The organism is Nocardia panacis (assembly GCF_003598715.1).
Classification (GTDB): Bacteria; Actinomycetota; Actinomycetes; order Mycobacteriales; family Mycobacteriaceae; genus Nocardia; species Nocardia panacis.
In genome coordinates, this window is the sequence record NZ_QZFU01000012.1 from 174924 (window position 1) to 191758 (window position 16835).

At 67.8% G+C, this 16835-nt stretch carries 18 protein-coding genes; 7 read left to right on the forward strand and 11 right to left on the reverse strand.

Annotation, left to right across the window (positions count from 1 at the left end; translation table 11 throughout):
* The first annotated feature begins 6 nt into the window (after nt 1-6).
* On the forward strand, nt 7-486 hold the full coding sequence (locus D5S18_RS04540; protein ID WP_120038278.1) for a MarR family winged helix-turn-helix transcriptional regulator: 480 nt from the start codon (nt 7-9) through the stop codon (nt 484-486).
* 50 nt (nt 487-536) lie between these two features.
* On the opposite strand, the gene D5S18_RS04545 is transcribed toward D5S18_RS04540, so the two are convergent.
* Nucleotides 537-938: a YccF domain-containing protein gene (locus D5S18_RS04545; RefSeq protein ID WP_120038280.1), complete on the reverse strand. Its 402-nt coding sequence runs from the start codon at nt 936-938 to the stop codon at nt 537-539.
* A gap of 85 nt (nt 939-1023) precedes the next feature.
* Nucleotides 1024-2235, reverse strand: coding sequence for a GNAT family N-acetyltransferase (locus D5S18_RS04550; RefSeq protein ID WP_120038282.1), 1212 nt, complete (start codon nt 2233-2235; stop codon nt 1024-1026).
* Between the two features lie 207 nt (nt 2236-2442).
* Between D5S18_RS04550 and D5S18_RS04555 the strand changes: the two genes are divergently transcribed.
* Nucleotides 2443-3246, forward strand: coding sequence for a TrmH family RNA methyltransferase (locus D5S18_RS04555; RefSeq protein WP_120038453.1), 804 nt, complete (start codon nt 2443-2445; stop codon nt 3244-3246).
* A complete protein-coding gene (locus tag D5S18_RS04560) occupies nt 3243-3542 on the forward strand; it encodes a DUF2537 domain-containing protein (protein WP_120038284.1) in 300 nt (99 codons plus the stop codon). Before D5S18_RS04555 ends, D5S18_RS04560 begins: the two co-directional genes overlap by 4 nt.
* Nucleotides 3543-3577: 35 nt before the next feature.
* Here D5S18_RS04560 and D5S18_RS04565 read toward each other — a convergent pair whose 3' ends face one another.
* From D5S18_RS04565 to serC, 3 genes are all read right to left on the reverse strand, one after another.
* The gene (locus D5S18_RS04565; RefSeq protein WP_120038455.1) at nt 3578-4315 is read right to left on the reverse strand and encodes a DUF6928 family protein; all 738 of its coding nucleotides are present in this window, start codon (nt 4313-4315) and stop codon (nt 3578-3580) included.
* 327 nt (nt 4316-4642) lie between these two features.
* Complete coding sequence (gene sepH / locus D5S18_RS04570; RefSeq protein WP_120038286.1) at nt 4643-5635, reverse strand: septation protein SepH; 993 nt, start codon at nt 5633-5635, stop codon at nt 4643-4645.
* 241 nt (nt 5636-5876) lie between these two features.
* Nucleotides 5877-7001, reverse strand: coding sequence for a phosphoserine transaminase (gene serC, locus D5S18_RS04575; RefSeq protein ID WP_120038288.1), 1125 nt, complete (start codon nt 6999-7001; stop codon nt 5877-5879).
* Between the two features lie 64 nt (nt 7002-7065).
* On the opposite strand from serC, the gene D5S18_RS04580 reads away from it, so the two are divergent.
* Entirely contained in the window at nt 7066-7728 is a 663-nt protein-coding gene (locus D5S18_RS04580) for a hypothetical protein (RefSeq protein WP_239003531.1), read from the forward strand.
* A gap of 40 nt (nt 7729-7768) precedes the next feature.
* Here the strand turns inward: D5S18_RS04580 and D5S18_RS04585 are convergent, their stop codons facing one another.
* Both D5S18_RS04585 and D5S18_RS04590 read right to left on the reverse strand, forming a co-directional pair.
* Nucleotides 7769-8635 carry a polysaccharide deacetylase family protein gene (locus D5S18_RS04585; RefSeq protein ID WP_239003532.1) on the reverse strand — a complete coding sequence of 289 codons (867 nt, stop codon included), beginning with the start codon at nt 8633-8635 and terminating at the stop codon, nt 7769-7771.
* Between the two features lie 203 nt (nt 8636-8838).
* Nucleotides 8839-9981: a citrate synthase 2 gene (locus tag D5S18_RS04590; protein WP_120038290.1), complete on the reverse strand. Its 1143-nt coding sequence runs from the start codon at nt 9979-9981 to the stop codon at nt 8839-8841.
* A gap of 124 nt (nt 9982-10105) precedes the next feature.
* Here D5S18_RS04590 and pdxH point away from each other — a divergent pair, with 124 nt between their 5' ends.
* The 3 genes from pdxH (at nt 10106) to D5S18_RS04605 (ending at nt 12919) form a co-directional block, all read left to right on the forward strand.
* On the forward strand, nt 10106-10834 hold the full coding sequence (gene pdxH, locus D5S18_RS04595; protein ID WP_120038292.1) for a pyridoxamine 5'-phosphate oxidase: 729 nt from the start codon (nt 10106-10108) through the stop codon (nt 10832-10834).
* 368 nt (nt 10835-11202) lie between these two features.
* Nucleotides 11203-12516, forward strand: a complete 1314-nt coding sequence (locus D5S18_RS04600) for a citrate synthase (protein ID WP_120038294.1) — start codon at nt 11203-11205, stop codon at nt 12514-12516.
* A 46-nt stretch (nt 12517-12562) separates the two neighbouring features.
* Nucleotides 12563-12919: an FKBP-type peptidyl-prolyl cis-trans isomerase gene (locus D5S18_RS04605; RefSeq protein WP_120038296.1), complete on the forward strand. Its 357-nt coding sequence runs from the start codon at nt 12563-12565 to the stop codon at nt 12917-12919.
* Nucleotides 12920-12979: 60 nt separating this feature from the next.
* Here D5S18_RS04605 and D5S18_RS04610 read toward each other — a convergent pair whose 3' ends face one another.
* From D5S18_RS04610 to D5S18_RS04625, 4 genes are all read right to left on the reverse strand, one after another.
* On the reverse strand, nt 12980-14146 hold the full coding sequence (locus D5S18_RS04610) for a YhgE/Pip domain-containing protein (protein ID WP_120038298.1): 1167 nt from the start codon (nt 14144-14146) through the stop codon (nt 12980-12982).
* 65 nt (nt 14147-14211) lie between these two features.
* Complete coding sequence (locus D5S18_RS04615; protein ID WP_239003533.1) at nt 14212-15573, reverse strand: sensor histidine kinase; 1362 nt, start codon at nt 15571-15573, stop codon at nt 14212-14214.
* A gap of 11 nt (nt 15574-15584) precedes the next feature.
* Complete coding sequence (locus D5S18_RS04620) at nt 15585-16301, reverse strand: response regulator transcription factor (RefSeq protein ID WP_120038302.1); 717 nt, start codon at nt 16299-16301, stop codon at nt 15585-15587.
* Nucleotides 16302-16336: 35 nt separating this feature from the next.
* On the reverse strand, nt 16337-16711 hold the full coding sequence (locus D5S18_RS04625; RefSeq protein WP_120038304.1) for a hemophore-related protein: 375 nt from the start codon (nt 16709-16711) through the stop codon (nt 16337-16339).
* Nucleotides 16712-16835 lie beyond the last annotated feature (124 nt).

Sequence of the window (16835 nt, forward strand, 5' to 3'; positions counted from 1 at the left end):
GCGGGAATGCGCACCCCGCGGCTGGCGTGTCACGTATCGTTCACCTTTGTGACATCGCCATCGGACGTCCGGGCACTGGCAGGGGAGCTCTCGCTCGCCGTCGTCCGGCTGACGCGCCATCTGCGGGGCCGCCGCGTGGACTCGCAGATCTCGCTGACCCAGCTCTCCGCCCTGGCCATGCTGGCCAGCGAGGGCTCGATGACGCCCGGCGCGCTGGCCGCCAAAGAGCGCGTGCAACCACCATCGATGACCAGAGTCATCGCCTCGCTCACCGATCTCGGATTGGTGGAACGCAAACCGCATCCGACCGACGGCAGACAGATCATCGTGTCGCTCTCGCCCGCCGGGCGGGCGCAGGTCGACGACGAGAACAGCGCCCGAGAAGCCTGGATGACAGAGCAACTGTCCGGATTGAGCGCCGAGCAGGTCGCGGTGCTGTCGCGCGCGGTCGGCATCATCAAACAGATCGTCAGCGAATCGGACTGACAGCGCGCCGAATCGGCGGCCCGCGCCCGGCAGGCCGCCGATTCGCCCGATTACCGCGTCGCGAACGGCCGGTCGCTGTCGACGATCTCGCGGCCCAGCGGGAACAGCGACAGCGGGATCATCTTCAAGTTGGCCCAGCCGAACGGGATGCCAATGATCGAAACGAACAGCGGAATGCTGGTGAGGATGTGGCCGAGGGCCAGCCACCAGCCCGCGACGAGGAACCAGATGACATTGAGCAGTAGCGAGCCCAGTCCGGCGCTCGGCTTCTCCACGGTGGTCCGGCCGAAGGGCCACAGCACGTAGGCCGCGATCCGGAACGAGGCCACCCCGAAGGGGAAGGTGACGATGAGCAGGCAGCAGATGGCGCCGGCCAGCATGTAGCCGAGCGCCATCCAGAACCCGCAGAACACCAGCCACAGCACATTGAGGACCAGCTGAATCGGCTTCATGGCCCAAGCATGCCGGCAGGCCGGTGTCGCGGGCATCGGGGAAAACCCGGAACAATTCGGCCTGCCCGCGACCGGTTCGGTCGGCTCAGAAGTGCCAGCCCAGTTTGGCGGCATGCTCGGTGCGGAACGCCGCCTCCAGTGCGCGCACCGTGCCGGAATCCTTGGCCTGCAAGCGATTCGCCGCCGCGAACAGTCTCGGGGAATAGGTGCCCAGGTACATGCTCGCCAGCACGTCGATACCGAGTTCGATATCGGCGGACCGGGTGGTCGGCTCGCATTCGGCGATTCCGTCGCGCACCCGCAGGGCGAAGGCGCCGCCCGCATTGCGGAACGGATCATCCACGGCCACAACGATATCCAGGTCGTCCAGGTAGGTGCGCGCGGTCAGCGCGGCCGGGATGTCCATGGTGCGCAGCCAGAGCAGGTCGTGCCGATTCTTGACGCGCACCGAGCGGATATCCTTGAGCAGGTACGGCAGCGGATCGTCCTCGGCGAGGAGGGTGGCGATCTCGTCGATCAGGTCCAAGCCCATCAGCGCGCGCCACAGTGCCACATGGGCATCCGGGGTCACCGCGCGCAGATCCTCGACATAGACCTGGTTCTTGTCGTCTTTGTCCATGTACCGGTACTGCGCGTAGCCATCGGCATGCAGCAGCGTGAAAAGCGAGGTGCCGCCGTCGCGATAGCTCTCCGGATCGGCGAAGACCCGCCGCCACTGCGACGGTGGACTCGCCTGCGTGCCGATGGTCTGTCGGTGCCAACGGTCGTAGATATCGATGATCCGGTCCTTGGCCTCGGCGGTGTCCACGAGGAAGACGCCGCCGGGATCCGGTGCGGTGGACCGGAATTCGGCCTCGGTCCGGTCTATGGTGACCGAATTGGCGACAATGACCGGACCGTAACCGAAGCGGCCGTAGATGGTGCCCTCGCTGACGGTGAAGATCGTCAGCGGCAGCCCCGCCTCCTCGGTGCGCCGATGCTGTTCGGTGTACATGGCGCGCAGGATGCCCCGCCGCCGGTGCGTCGGCGCGACAACGACGCCGGAGATCGCCGCGACCTCGACGGCGCGCGCGCCGGGGACGGTGAGCAGCTGTCGGCCGACCTTGACCTGCCCGACGACCCGGCCCTGATCCACCGCGATGAGCGCGTCCTCGGTCCGGAAGACCGGATCCTGCTGCTCGGCTTTCAATAGTTCCGGGTCCGTCCGGAAAGCGAAGTTGGTTTCGGTCAGCAGTCGCATCTGGTCGGCGTCCGAGGATTCCGCATTCCTGATCGTGATATCGGGTGAAGGTGCCATCCTCGGACGATTTCATGTATTCCGCAGATTTTCCCGTGAATATTTGCTGGTCGATTCCGCCCCGCACCGCGCGCGACCTGCCGGAAATGTCCGAATGTCCGGCGGACCAGCCCCGATTCGAGGCGTAGCGCGCGCCCCGATGTTCGCTGTGGGCGCAATCGTATTGCCGGTGTCGGGCGGTTGGGTCGCGCGCGGCAGGATGTAGCGGTGGCCGAAGTGATCGAAATCGACGACCCCGCCGATCCTCGGGTCGACGACTTCCGCGACCTCAAGAATGCCGATCGGCGGCCGGATCTGCCGGGCCGCAAGGGGTTGGTGATCGCCGAGGGCGCGGTGGTGGTGCGCCGGATGCTCGATTCGCGCTTCGCGCCGAGCGGACTGCTCGGCGTCGCCCGGCGCTACACGGAACTGGCCGAGGATCTGACCGCGCGCGATATCCCGTACTACCGAACCACGGCCGAGGTGATGGCCGAGGTGGTCGGCTTCCACCTGAATCGGGGCGTACTGGCGGTGGCGCGCCGACCCGCGCCGCTGACCATGGACGAGGTCACCGAACACGCGCACACCGTCGCGGTGCTCGAGGGCGTCAACGATCACGAGAACCTGGGCTCGATGTTCCGCAATGCCGCCGGACTCGGCGCGCAGGCCGTCCTCTTCGGCGACCGATGCGCCGACCCGCTGTATCGGCGCTCCGTGCGAGTGTCGATGGGACATGCGCTGCGGGTGCCGTTCGCCTCGGTGCCCGATTGGCCGAACGGGCTGGACACGCTGCGCCGCAAGGGATTTCAGATCATCGCCCTGACCCCGAACCCCACCGCGCCCACGCTGGCCTCGGCCATGACCGGGGAGCGGGTCGCGCTGCTGCTCGGCGCCGAGGGGCCGGGCCTGACCGAGGAGGCCATGCGCGCCACCGATATTCGTGCCCGCATCCCCATGTCGCCCGGCACCGATTCGCTCAATGTCGCCACCGCCGCGGCCATGGCCTTCTACGAGCGGGTGCGCATCTCATGACCGAGGAGTCCTATCCGCCGCGCCAACCGGATCGGGAACCCACCCCGTGGGCCAGCGGAATCACCGTGGCGGTGCTGGTCGCCGCGCTGACCGCGCTGGCCGTCTACGCCTTCGGCGCGGCGCTGGCCGAGGTGCACCCGCTGCTGTCCGTAGCGGTCAACCTGATCGCGGCGGGCGGTGCCGCCCCGTCGATCTGGCGGTGGCGGCACACACCGGTGACCCGCTGGGTGCTCGGCGGCGGTGTCGCGGGCGTCGCACTGGGTTGGTTGGCGGTGCTGAGCTACGGACTGTCCTAGAGCCTCTGCCCTCGCCTGACGCAGGGCGGCGCCTACTAGGAGACCCGGTCGTGCTTGCGCAGCCAGCGGAACAGGCCGCGGCGCGGTTCCGGTTCGACACCGGGTTCGCGCTCGGGTGCGGCCGGGTCGGGCGTGCGCCCCTTGGGATAGAGGGTGAACCCGCAGACCGAGATATCGCCCGGACCGAGCGCGCCCTCGGGAGCCGGTGCCCGGTAATGGAATCCGAGCCATTCGTTATTGGCGGCGTCGGCGAAATCGGGCGGATCGAAAGGCAGCGACTGCGGATCGGGTAGTTGTCCGGCACGCCAGCGCACCGGATGCTCCCCGGCCCAGTACGGCCGCTCCCACACATCGGGCAGGCCCTCGTCCTCGAGAATGTTGACCCGCGTCGAACTGAACGATCGGCGGAATTCGCCGCGCTCCCAGTGTGCGAACGCGCCCCAACCGTGCGCGGCGTCGAAGGAGATGAGGTAGGTCTGCTCCGAGGCGAGCGGACGGATCAGCAGTTCGGGCAGCGCGGTGGGCCGGATCAGTGCGGCCTCGGCGGCGCACAGGACGGTGACACCGGGGAAGCAACCGATATAGACCTCCTCGAGATCGGGTCCGGCGCAACCTCCCAGCGTGCCGATCATGATCGGGACGACATCGCGGTCGGGATAGAGCTGGCGGGCCAGGGCGAGGGCGGCGTCGGCGTCGGGATCACGGTGCGTGCGCAGGACTGCGAGCGGATCGGAGGCATCGACGTACCAGAGGGACGAGGCTTTGGATAACATTTCCGGCACCTCCCGATGGTTGCACGAAATAGCTCCGCGAACTTCGAGCAACTCCCGGTGGGTCGCACACACCTCTCGTATCGCCGCGAACTGCCCGCCACCGACCCGCGAGTCGACCACAGAAAAATCTACCCGGCTTACGGTGGCACGGAGACCGCTTCGGGCCGCGAACACGCGACGAATCCTGCGGATATCCGCGACGGCTATGATTCGGAACCCGCGAAGGGGTAGGCGCGACAAGCTCTTTCGCTGCGCGAACCCGGACGGACAACCGCGACGCTCAGCTCGATCGGTGCGGCGCCTCTGAGCGCCGCACCGACAGCGCGATCAGTGCCCCGAGCTGCGCACCCCGAGCAGCACATCCTCCCAGGACGGCATCGGAGCCTTGCCGCGCTTGGGGCGGGCCGACTTGGCGGGCGCGGCCTTGGCCGCGGGCTTCGCGGACTCCTCGGGAGCGGGCGGACCCACCTTGGCAGCCGGCGCCGTCGGAGCGGCAGGCGCGGGAGTCGGCGCCGGTGGTTCCGCGGCAGGTGTGCTCGGTGCGGGAGGCAGGGCCGCCGCACCGCCCGCGACGGCGCGGGGCTGCTCGTAGTATTCGTCCAGGGTGGGCTGACCCATGCGCGGACCCGCTACCTCGCGCGCGGGGCGCGCCTCGACCGCCGGCGGCTCCGGTGCCACGATCGGCGCCTCGGGCTCCGGCACCGGGGGCACGACCGCGGCCAGACCGCGCAGCGCCCGACCGAAATCCGGATCGATCAGATCGGTGGCCGGATCGTCGAGCGGGGAGACCGAACCGCCGTGCGCGTCGGGCTGGTAGCGCCAATGCGCCGCGATCTCCGAACGGCCGTTCTGCCACTGCAATTGGGCCACCCAGTAGCCCTTCTCGTCCTTCCAGGCATCCCACTCGGCATTGTCGAGGGTGTGTCCGCGCGCGCTGAACGCGGCGGTGACGATCTCGATGAGCGTCTCGACGGCCGGACCGTCGGCGCGCACCGGATGCGCCTTCTGCGCCAATTCGGCCGCGCGCGCCCGCTCGAGCAGCACCGGATAGGCGAAACGCTCCACCCGACTCGCGGGCATGCCCGACTCCTCGGTGACCTGTTCCACGGACGCACCAGCGCGGATACGGGCCTGGATATCGCGGGGACGCATAGAAGCTTCCATTTCGATCTCTATCTGGCCGAATCGGGCAAGGTCACCGCGCGCGGCGGCGCGCAGCTTGTCATCCGCGGGCAACCGGAACTTCTGGCCGGACTCGGTGTCGACACACACGATGTGCGTGGAATCGGGCGTCACCCCGATCACTCGAAGTTCACGCACCGTTACCTCCTTATCGCGTCGGCTGCGACACCGCCCACTTTCCGAAACAGTAGTGCACTGGTGAGATCCATGGGGCAGGACACGCGGTACGGAAATCTATCAACGGACACATCCGCACCGCTAATCTGCTCTGTTCACATTTGACAATACAGATTGCGAAGTGTTCGCGCGCAGTGCAATACGAGTCGAACCCGACCGGCGCGGTGCCGATCGGGCTCGAATTTCCTCGGATTGTCCGTGCCTACGCCAGCTTTTCGACTACCCAGTCGATGCTGCGGGTGAGTTGGGTGACATCTTCGGGATCGATCGCGGGGAACATACCGATGCGCAACTGGTTGCGACCCAGCTTGCGGTACGGCTCGGTATCGACGATTCCATTGGCGCGCAGCACCTTCGCCACCGCGGCGGCATCCACCGAATCGGCGAAGTCGATGGTGCCGACCACCTGGGAGCGGTGCGCGGGATCGGCCACGAACGGGGTGGCGAATTCACTCGACTCGGCCCAGGAGTACAGCCGCGAGGAGGAATCCAGCGTCCGTTTGACCGCCCAGTCCAGACCGCCGTTGGCATTGAGCCATTCGATCTGATCGACGAACAGCAGCAGGGTGCCCAGCGCCGGAGTGTTGTAGGTCTGATCCTTGGAGCTGTTGTCGACCGCGATGGGCAGCGACAGGAATTCGGGGGTGTAGCGACCCGAATCCGAGATCTCCTGGACCCGCGCCAGCGCCTTCGGGCTCATCAGCGCGATCCACAGACCGCCGTCGGCGGCGAAAGACTTCTGCGGAGCGAAGTAGTAGACATCGGCATCGGTGATATTCACCGGGAGACCGCCCGCGCCCGAGGTCGCATCGATGGCGATGAGCGCGTTCTCCGAACCCGCGGGCCGCTGCACGGGAACCGAGACACCGGTGGAGGTCTCGTTGTGCGCCCAGGCGATGACATCGGCGGACGGATCCGAGACCGGTGCGGGCGCGGTGCCGGGATCGGTGGACACCACGATCGGATCGCCGATGAAGGGGTTCTTCTTGGCGACCGAGGCGAATTTCGAGCTGAACTCGCCGTAGGTCAGATGCAGGGAGCGCTCGCGAATCAGGCCGAAGGCGGCGGCATCCCAGAAGGCCGTGGTGCCACCGTTGCCGAGCACCACCTCGTAACCCTCGGGCAGGGCGAACAGTTCGCGCAAACCGGCGCGCACCCGCGCGACGACATCCTTCACCGGCTTCTGGCGGTGCGAGGTGCCGAAGACGGAGGCGCCGACCTCGACGAGGGTCTGCAATTGCTCCGGGCGAACTTTGGACGGGCCGCAGCCGAAGCGACCATCGGCGGGCTTGAGATCGTCGGGAATGGTCGGAAAGGCAGCGGTCATGGCACACAGAGTAATAGGTGGTGTCGCTGTGTCCCCGACCACAGTCCGGCTAACCTGTGCAGTCGTGAAAACGGCGGCTGATCCGGGGTGGTTCGGGCTGTGGTGGTGGGTCTGGCGGGGGCGCAGCGCTCTCGGACTCGGCGCGCCCGCCCTGTCCGAGGCGGCCCGCCGGGAACTGCTGCTGCGCGGAACCCCCGGCTCGGCAACGATTCTGGCGGTGCGGCCCCGGCGCGGCGAACCGGGGCACGCGTTCTGGGTGCGGGTGCGCGTCGCGGGCACGCCCCCTTATGAGGCTCGAGTGCGCCAGTGGGTGGCCGAACGAGACCTGGAATGGATGCGGCCCGGTGATGTGGTCGGCTGCCGGGTGGATCCGGGCGACTGGGAGCGGCTGATGCTGTACGTGCCCGACTTCGAGGAGTTCGAGCAGGCGGGCCGGGTCGGGCTGGGCAAGATCCTCAGCGACGGCCGCCGGGCCGAGGCCACCGTACTCGCGGTCGCGCCGGTGGCCGCCGAATTCGGCGGCCACGACGATCCGCTGCTGCGGTTGGATCTGGAACTGCGAGCCTGGGACGAGCCGAAACCCTGGCGGGTCAGGGTGGTTCAGCAGGTGCCGCTCGCCGCGATCACCCTCATCGATCGCGGCGGGCGGCTGGAGGCGGCCTTCTTCACCGTCGATCGCGGCGAATCGGTGGCCATCGACTGGTGCGCCTCGCTGGGCGAGGAATAACCGCCGAACAGAAATTCCCGTGCGCTTAAGCGAATGGCGATCACAGATGGACGAAGGTGAAACCCTGCTCGCGCAGCTTGGGCAGCACTGCGATCATGCCCGCACCGGTTCCGGACTGCGGACGATGCATATGCGCGAGCGAAATCGCGCCGGGTTCGGCCGCGCTCATGTTCTGCCGGACCACCGAGGAACTCGCGGTCGCGCCATAGTCGGCATTGATGCTGAAACCTACTGGCGTTTCCCCGATTTCATTGCAGATGCGCACCGCGACATCGTCGTAGTGCGCGGTGCCCGCCCGGAAGAAACGCGGCGGCTTGCCGAGCAGCCGGGTGATTCGTTCGTGATTGGCCCACACTTCGTCGGCGGCCTCCTGCGCCGATTTGGTGCCCGCGATCTCATAGGCGGCCCGACCCGTCACCGACAGCGGACGATGTGCCACACCGTGATTGGCGATTTCGAACAGCGGATTGCCCGCCAATTGGGCCAGCCGAGCCGGATTGGCATCGATCCAACGCTTGTTCAGGAACAGTGTGGCGGGAATCTGCTGGGCGACAAGGAAATTCACCAGGGAATCGTCCATGTCGTTATTGTCGGGACCGCCGCAGGCGTCGAAGGTGATCGCCATCTGCTTGCCCTTGGCCGCGAAACTGCTTGTGATGCCGGGCATTTCCATACCCCACTGGGCGGGCTGCTCACCCGCGTGCCTGGCCGCGATGGCGGCGGAGCCCGCCGGGCGCGGCTCATCGATCGGCGCGGCCTTCGGTGCGCCCGCCACACCCGCCTTGGGTGTGGTCGACGGGGCGGATCCGGATTCGCCGCGGGCGGACGAGCATCCGGTCAGCACGGCACCCGCGGCCAGCGCGGCGGCGCCGAACAACCCGCGGCGCGACAGTTCTCTCTGCAGCATTCCCAGCCCTTTGTTCGCGATGTCGCGGGGGATGCTACGTGATCGGCACCGGGGAATGTGGTTCGGGGCACAGTGCACGCGCTGCGGACGAACGCGCCCGCGCGGTGCGAAACCGCGCGGGCGCGAAGGGATTCCAGTATTTACGCGTGCCTCCGCCTTGGCTTCGGCCATGCGCTATATGGACGGCTGCGCCGCAGCCGCACCTATGCGTGGGCGACGCTCGCCCATCCATCGACATCCTCGGGCCGCCGCGGGGCGGGGCCGGTGTAGATCGCGGCCGGGCGCACCAGCTTGCCCAACTGCTTCTGCTCCAGGATGTGCGCGCACCACCCCGCGGTGCGGCCGCAGGTGAACATGGCGGGCATCATGTGCGCGGGCACCTCGGCGAAGTCCAGGATCACCGCGGCCCAGAACTCGACATTGGTCTCGATGGCCCGGTCCGGGCGGCGCTCGCGCAGCTCGGCCAGCGCGGCCTGCTCCAGCGCGGCCGCCACCTCGTAGCGGGGGGCGTTCAAACGCTGTGCGGTGCTGCGCAATACGCGCGCCCTCGGGTCCTCGGCCCGGTAGACCCGGTGCCCGAAGCCCATCAGCTTCTCCTTGCGGTCCAGGATGCCCTTGACCAGTGCCCGCGCGTCGCCGGACTTCTCGACCTGCTCGAGCATGGGCAGCACGCGCGCGGGCGCGCCGCCGTGCAGCGGACCCGACATCGCGCCGATCGCGCCCGACAGCGCCGCGGCCACATCCGCGCCGGTGGAGGCGATGACCCTGGCGGTGAAGGTGGAGGCGTTCATCCCGTGCTCGGCGGCCGAGACCCAGTAGGCGTCGATGGCCTCGGTGTGCCGGGGATCTGGATCGCCCTTCCACCGGGTCATGAACCGCTCGGTCACGGTGGCGCATTCGTCGATCTTCTTCTGCGGCACCGCGGGCTGGTAGATGCCGCGCGCGGACTGGGCGACATACGACAGCGCCATGACCGAGGCGCGGGCCAGATTCTCGCGCGCGGTCTCGTCATCGATATCGAGCAGCGGTTGGTAGCCCCAGATCGGGGCGAGCATGGCCAGACCCGCCTGCACATCGACGCGCACATCACCGGTGTGCACGGGCAGCGGGAAGGGTTCGGCGGGCGGCAGACCGCGACCGAACGCGCCGTCGACCAGCAGTGCCCACACATCGCCGAAGGTCACCCGGTCGCCGACCAGATCCTCGATGTCGACGCCTCGGTAGCGCAGCGCGCCGCCGTCTTTATCGGGTTCGGCGATATCGGTCGTGAACGCCACCACCCCCTCGAGTCCGCCGACGAAGTCGTTGGGTACCGATGCTCCTGGCACCGCGGGGCTGGTAGTCATGGTGTGACTCTCCTTGCACTTCGGTTCGCATGGGTTCTCGTCGCTGAGGGGTGTAGCTCCGCCGAGCACATGCCGATTCTCTGAAAACCTTAGCTTCTTGCTACCCCGGAGTAACGTCTGCCCCATGCGTGACCTGGACAATTCATCTGTCGGTCGAGAAGCCGCAGAGTTGCCATCGGATGTGGATCTGGCCGCCATGCGGGCCGAATACGGGGGCAACCCGTTCGGCTCGGGCGAGGACGCCGACCTGGACGAGAGCTGGCTGGCGGGCGGTTGGGAGCCGCTGCTGCGCCACTGGATAGAGCAGGCGACAGCGGTCGGCATCGCCGAACCCAATGCCATGGTGGTGGCCACCGTCTCGCTGGTCGGCGGCACGCCGCGACCGGTTGCCCGCACGGTGCTGTGCAAGGGTCTCTCCCCGGAGGGTGTGACCTTTTACACCAACTACGACTCGGCCAAGGGCACTCAATTGACGAGGATCCCCTTCGCCGCGGCCACCTTCGTCTGGCCCGCGCTGGGCCGCCAGGTCCATGTCCGCGGCGGTGTCGAACAGGTGCCGATCGAGACCACCCTCGTGTACTGGCGTTCGCGGCCGCGTGATTCGCAGCTCGGCGCGTGGGCCTCCCATCAGTCCCGTCCGATCGATTCGCGCGCCGACCTCGACCGCGTCTTGGCCGAGACAACTGCGCGCTTCGCCGACGTGGACGAGATCCCGGTGCCCGCGCACTGGGGCGGCTATCTACTACGTCCGGACGAGGTGGAGTTCTGGCAGGGCAGGCGCAGCCGCCTGCACAATCGCATCCGCGTCCGGATTGATGACGGCGAGATGACCGCGCAGCGGCTTCAGCCTTGAGGTCGATTCGCGGCGAAAGCAGGCCCGGCCGCGGCCGGTGATGTTTCCCACGGTTTCGCGGTGGGTGTCGCGGGTACCGCAGTGGTGGCGGTGGGCTGCGGCTGTGCGCGCGGTGGTCGAGCGGCGCGCGCCGTCATCACTATCGCGGCCGACACGCGGGCCGTACACAGGCCGAACAGGCGCTCGATCGGGCCGGCGAACACCGGGCAATCCCTGGACGAGCGGTGTCGCGGCGGGCCGGGATTGTGAGCCCGCCCAGAACCACCCTCGGTAGTAACCAGGCTCGGTGTGCGTCTAGCGTTGGGGTAAGTGCGCCGGGTGCCGACCGCCCTCGACGCCGACGGTTCACACCTGAGAGGGATCCTTCCGTGCCCGCTGAGAACATCATCAACGTCGACGACGACGCCAAGCCGGTATTTGTCTACCCCGGCGGGGAATTCCCCATGACGGTCGCCAGGGCCGCCGAGGGCAACGATGGGATCGAGCTCGGAAAGCTGCTGGCCAGCACCGGGTACGTCACCTACGACCCCGGCTTCATGAATACCGCGCCCACCAAGTCGGCCATCACCTATATCGATGGCGAGGCGGGCATCCTGCGCTACCGCGGCTACCCGATCGAGCAGCTCGCGGACTCCTCGACCTTCATCGAGGTGAGCTACCTGCTGATCTACGGCGAACTGCCCAGCAAGGCCCAGCTCGAGGATTTCACCGATCGCATCCGCCGCCACACCCTGCTGCACGAGGATCTCAAGCGCTTCTTCGACGGGTTCCCGCGCAACGCGCACCCGATGCCGGTGCTGTCCTCCGCGGTGAACGCGCTCTCGGCCTACTACCAGGACTCGCTGGATCCGCGCGATCCCGAGCAGGTGGAGCTGTCCACCATTCGCCTGCTGGCCAAGCTGCCCACCATCGCGGCCTACTCCTACAAGAAGTCGGTCGGTCAGCCCTTCCTCTACCCGGACAACTCGCTGAGCCTGGTGGAGAACTTCCTCCGGATGACCTTCGGCTTCCCGGCCGAACCGTACGAGGTCGATCCCGAGGTCGCCGCCGCGCTGGATATGCTGCTCATCCTGCACGCCGACCACGAGCAGAACTGCTCCACCTCCACCGTGCGCCTGGTTGGCTCCTCCGACGCGAACCTGTTCACCTCGGTCTCCGGCGGTATCAACGCGCTGTGGGGTCCGCTGCACGGCGGCGCGAACCAGGCCGTCCTGGAGATGCTCGACGACATCAAGGCCCAGGGCGGCGATGTCAAGGAGTTCATCCGCAAGGTCAAGAACAAGGAAGACGGTGTGAAGCTCATGGGCTTCGGACACCGCGTCTACCGCAACTACGATCCGCGCGCCGCGATCGCCAAGAAGCACGCCGACGCCATCCTGCGCAAGCTCGGCGGTGACGACCAGCTCTTCGAGATCGCCCAGGCGCTCGAGGAGGCCGCGCTCACCGACGACTACTTCGTCGAGCGCAGGCTCTACCCGAATGTCGACTTCTACACCGGTGTCATCTACCGCGCCATGGGTTTCCCGACCCGCATGTTCACCGTGCTGTTCGCGATGGGTCGGCTGCCCGGCTGGATCGCGCACTGGCGCGAGATGCACAGCGAACCGCTGAAGATCGGGCGCCCGCGCCAGATCTACACCGGTTACGGTGCGCGCGACTACCGTGAGATCGCCAACCGCTGACCGGCGGTGGCGCCAGACTCGATCCACCTACCGAAGGGGATAGCCAATGACCAAGCCGGAGATCGAATTCCAGGAGGGTCCCGCGCCCACCGAACTGGTGATCAAGGATCTCACCGTCGGTGCCGGGAAGGAGGCGGTGCCCGGCGGCACCGTCGAGGTGCACTACGTGGGCGTCGAATTCGATTCCGGTGAGCAGTTCGACTCCTCCTGGGACCGGGGCGAATCCATCGTCTTCCCGCTGCGCGGCCTGATCCAGGGCTGGCAGGACGGCATTCCCGGTATGAAGGTCGGCGGCCGCAGGCAACTGACCATTCCGCCGGAGCTGGCCTACGGCCCGGTGGGCGCGGGCCATCAGCTCGCGGGCAAGACCCTGGTCTTCGTGATCGATCTGATCAACGCCTGAGCACACCGCGCGCGGCCCGGATTCCGATGTCTCGGAATCCGGGCCGCCGTCGTTTCCGGATCAGTCGCGCACGATATCGACCGGATCGGTGAGGGCGAGCGCGATGGCCGATTGCTGGGTGCCGCTGCGCGGGGGCAGCGCGGCCATGGCCTTGTCGGTCTGCTCGCCGAGCATGCCGACGATCCGCTGGAGCTGACTCACCCCGCCGGTGAGTTGTTCGATGGCGCTGGTCAATTGGGCTCCACCCTGGTCGGCGAGTCGCGGAATGCTCTTGGCCAGTTCGGCGCCCTGCTGCAACTGGGTGCTCGCGCTCTGCAACTTGCCGACGACGGTCCGCAGCAGCGTGCCGAGGTCGGTATTCGGATCGACGGCCGCGCCGGTCAGTCGGCCGACACCGGTCAACTGTTCGCCCGCCTGGCTCGAAATATTCCGCAGCCCTTGGAGTTTGGCGATGATCTCGACGACCTGCGGATCTGTGGCGAAGGGCAGTGCGCGCAGCAGGGGGAGGACCTGGTCCAGTCCGGTGGTGACGGTATCCGCGGTCTGCGACACCTGGGCGACGGTGACACCGGTCGAAGCCAGTGCCCCGGCCAGTTGATCGGCTTGGGCCGCCGCGCCGCCAATCGTGCTGTTCAGCAACTCGACCGCCGAAGTGAGTTGGGCAGCACCGGATTTCGCCGAATCGAGGAAGCCGCGCAGTTGATCCGCTCCGGAGCTGAACTGATCCGCGCCCGCCGCGGCGGCTTTCACGCCCGCGCCGAGCAATTGGGTAGTGAACTGCACCTGGGAGAGTTGACCGCGCGCCTGCGTCGCGGCGCTGAGCGCGGCATCGACACCGACCGCGCCGATCCGGTGACCCACCTCGGACACCGCGTGATCCACCAGGTTCCGGTCCGCGCCACCGTGGGTGGCCACGGTGACCCTGGCCCGCTTGGGATCGGGTCCGGCCAGGGTGCCGATGGCGGTGGTCAGATCCTCGGGCAGGGTGATGATCGCGGCGTAATCCTTGATATCGACCTCACCGGGCTTGGCGGCGGTCCATTCGTAGCCACCTGAATCCTGGAGCGCCTGTACGACTTTCGCGCCGGTCGGGCCGGTGTCGGCATTGACGAGCGCGATACCCGTCGGTGTCGCCGTGTCGCGCCCGCAGGCGGCGACGCCCGCGGCGATCGTGCCGGTGGTCACGAGGATTGCCAGAAGTCCCCAGCGGGTGCGTTTTCCGATCACGCCAGCCGACCCTAGGGGAGGCAGGTAATCACCCCTTGGCTTTTTCATAAGAGATCGCTATGGGCCTAGGTATTCCAATGCGTCCTCCGTGCGGGCAGGTGCAGCACGAGCCGCGCACCGCCCAGTGTTCCGTCATCGAAATAAGCTCGGCCACCGTGCAATTGGGCCTGTTGTGCCACCAGAGCCAAGCCGAGTCCCGACCCGCCCTTGCTGGCCTGGCTGCCGCGGAAGAAGCGCTCGAACACCGCCTCGCGCTCCTCGACCGGAATACCCCGACCATTGTCGTCGATGGCGATGACAATATGCCCGTCGGCCGCGCGATGCGCGGAAACCAGTGCCCGCGTGGCATTTCCGTGTTTGAAGGAGTTGGTCAGCGCATTGTCCACGGCCAACCGCAATCCGGCGGGCAGACCCCTGGTAACCAATTCGGCGTCGCAGTCGATGTGCACGGTCAGCCCCGGATAGTGGCGCATGGCATCGTGGGCGGCCTGATCGCACAGATCGCCGACATCGGTGTCCACGTGATCGCGCTCATTGGTGAGATCGCCGCTGGCCAGCCGCTCCAGCGCGGCCAGCGTGCTCTCCACCCGACCCTGGCTGCGCTGCAGATCGGCCAGGATCTCCGTGCGCTGGGTCTCGTCGAGATCGAGGGTGCGCAGCACCTCGAGATCGGTGCGCATGGCGGTGAGCGGGGTGCGCAGTTCGTGCGCGGACACCGCCGCGAAATCGCGCGCGGTATCCAGCGCGGCGGCGGTCTCGGTCTGGGCCTGATCGACCCGGCCCAGCATGGTGTTCACCGCGTCGGCCAATTTCTCGGCCTCCCGCACCCCCGAACCGTCCAGCGGCGGCTGCGGATTCTCCGGATCCGGGTAGCCGCTGCGCGCGCCGACCTGCTTGGTCAGACGGACGATCGGGCGCACGGCGCGCCCGGCGAGCAGCCAGCCGAGCCCGGCCGCGGCGGCAATGGATATCAGCGCGCCCGCGAGCACCCAGCGCTGCTGCTGCGCGGTCGCCTCCGCCGCGCCCGCGGCGGGAATCCCGAGCGAAACCACCTGTCCCGCAGGCTGATTCTCGGTGGTCGTGAGAATGCGGTAGGGCGTGCCGCTCACCGTGACGGTGCGCGAACCCGGCGACAGATCGGGCAGTTGGGTCGGGGTCGTCGCGGCGACGCGGCCGTTGTTGCGGACCGTCACCGCCAGATCGTTGTTGAGCCCGGTCAGCCCGACGAAGCTCACCGCGATCACCGGTTGGATCAGCACGACGCGCGAGGCCACCCGCAACTGCTGATCGGACTGCGCCACATTCAGGTGCTCGATGATGCGCACGCTGAGCAGGCTGATCAGCGACACCACGATGACCGCGCCCGCCGCCGCCGCGCCCGCGACCCTGGTGCGCAGCGAAAAGCTGCGCCGCCGACGGGATTTCACGCGATCGGCGCTCACCTCGGCGCACGCAGCACGAAGCCGACCCCGCGAATGGTGTGCAGCAGTCGCGGGGCGCCGCCCACCTCCAGTTTGCGGCGCAGATAGCCGACGAAGACATCCACCACATTGGTGTCGGCGGCGAAGTCGTAGCCCCACACCAGTTCCAGCAGACGCTCGCGGCTGAGCACCACCCCGACATTGCGGGCCAGGGTGGACAGCAACTCGAATTCCCGCTTGGTGAGCTCGATTTCGCGGCCGTCGAGCAGGGCGCGGTAGCCCGCGACATCCACCTCGAGCGGGCCGACGGTGATCGCGCCGGGTGTGGCGGGGGCGGCGGTATCGGATCGCCTGCGCAGCAGCGCGCGAATGCGCGCCGCCAACTCGGCCAGTACGAAGGGTTTGACCAGGTAGTCGTCGGCGCCGGACTCCAATCCGGCGATCCGGTCGTCCACCGAGGCGCGGGCGCTGAGCACGCAGATCGGCACCTCGTTGCCCATGGCGCGCAGCGCGGTCACCACGCCCGCGCCGTCGAGCACCGGCATATTCATATCGAGCACGATCGCATCCGGCGCGTGTTCGGCGACGCTGCGCAGCGCGGCCGCGCCGTCCCTGGCCACCAGTACCCGGAAGCCGGAAAGGCGCAGGCCGCGCTCGACCGAGGCGAGCACGTCCTCGTCATCGTCGACGACGAGGACGGTCGGTGTCGCGGTTCGCTCTGCCACATCGTTCATTGTGCAGGTACCGCCGCGCCGCTCGGTCGTTCGGCTCAGTAGCTCTGGCAAACCGCCGCGACCTGGGCCAACTGATCGGCGATCGCCGCGGCGCGCGGATCGTTCTGCGCCTGCGCGGCGGCATCGGGGTTGTCATTGATGGCCTGCTGCAGCGCGGCGCGGCGCTGATCCGGCGGCAGGTCGAACTTGGCCTGGAGTTCGGCCTTCTGGGCCGGGTTGTTGTCGAGCATATTCGCCAGGATCGGGGCCTTGGCGTGCAGCGCCTTGTCGACCTGGGCGAAGCTGCACGGGGAATCCAGCAGCGGCGCGACGATCGAGGTGGCGTCGGCTGCCGCGATACCGGGGCCGAGCAGCATGGCGACGGTGGCGGCGCCGCCGGTGGCCAGGGCGGCGAGGGTGAATCGCTTCATAGAGTTACTGCCTCCATTTGGTGATGCGGATGCGCAAGAGCAGCCCCGACCTTATTGCGGGGTGCTGGCACAGGTGTGAATGATTATTGAGGGTTCTCTGTGGAGTGGGTAGGGTGGCCCCGAC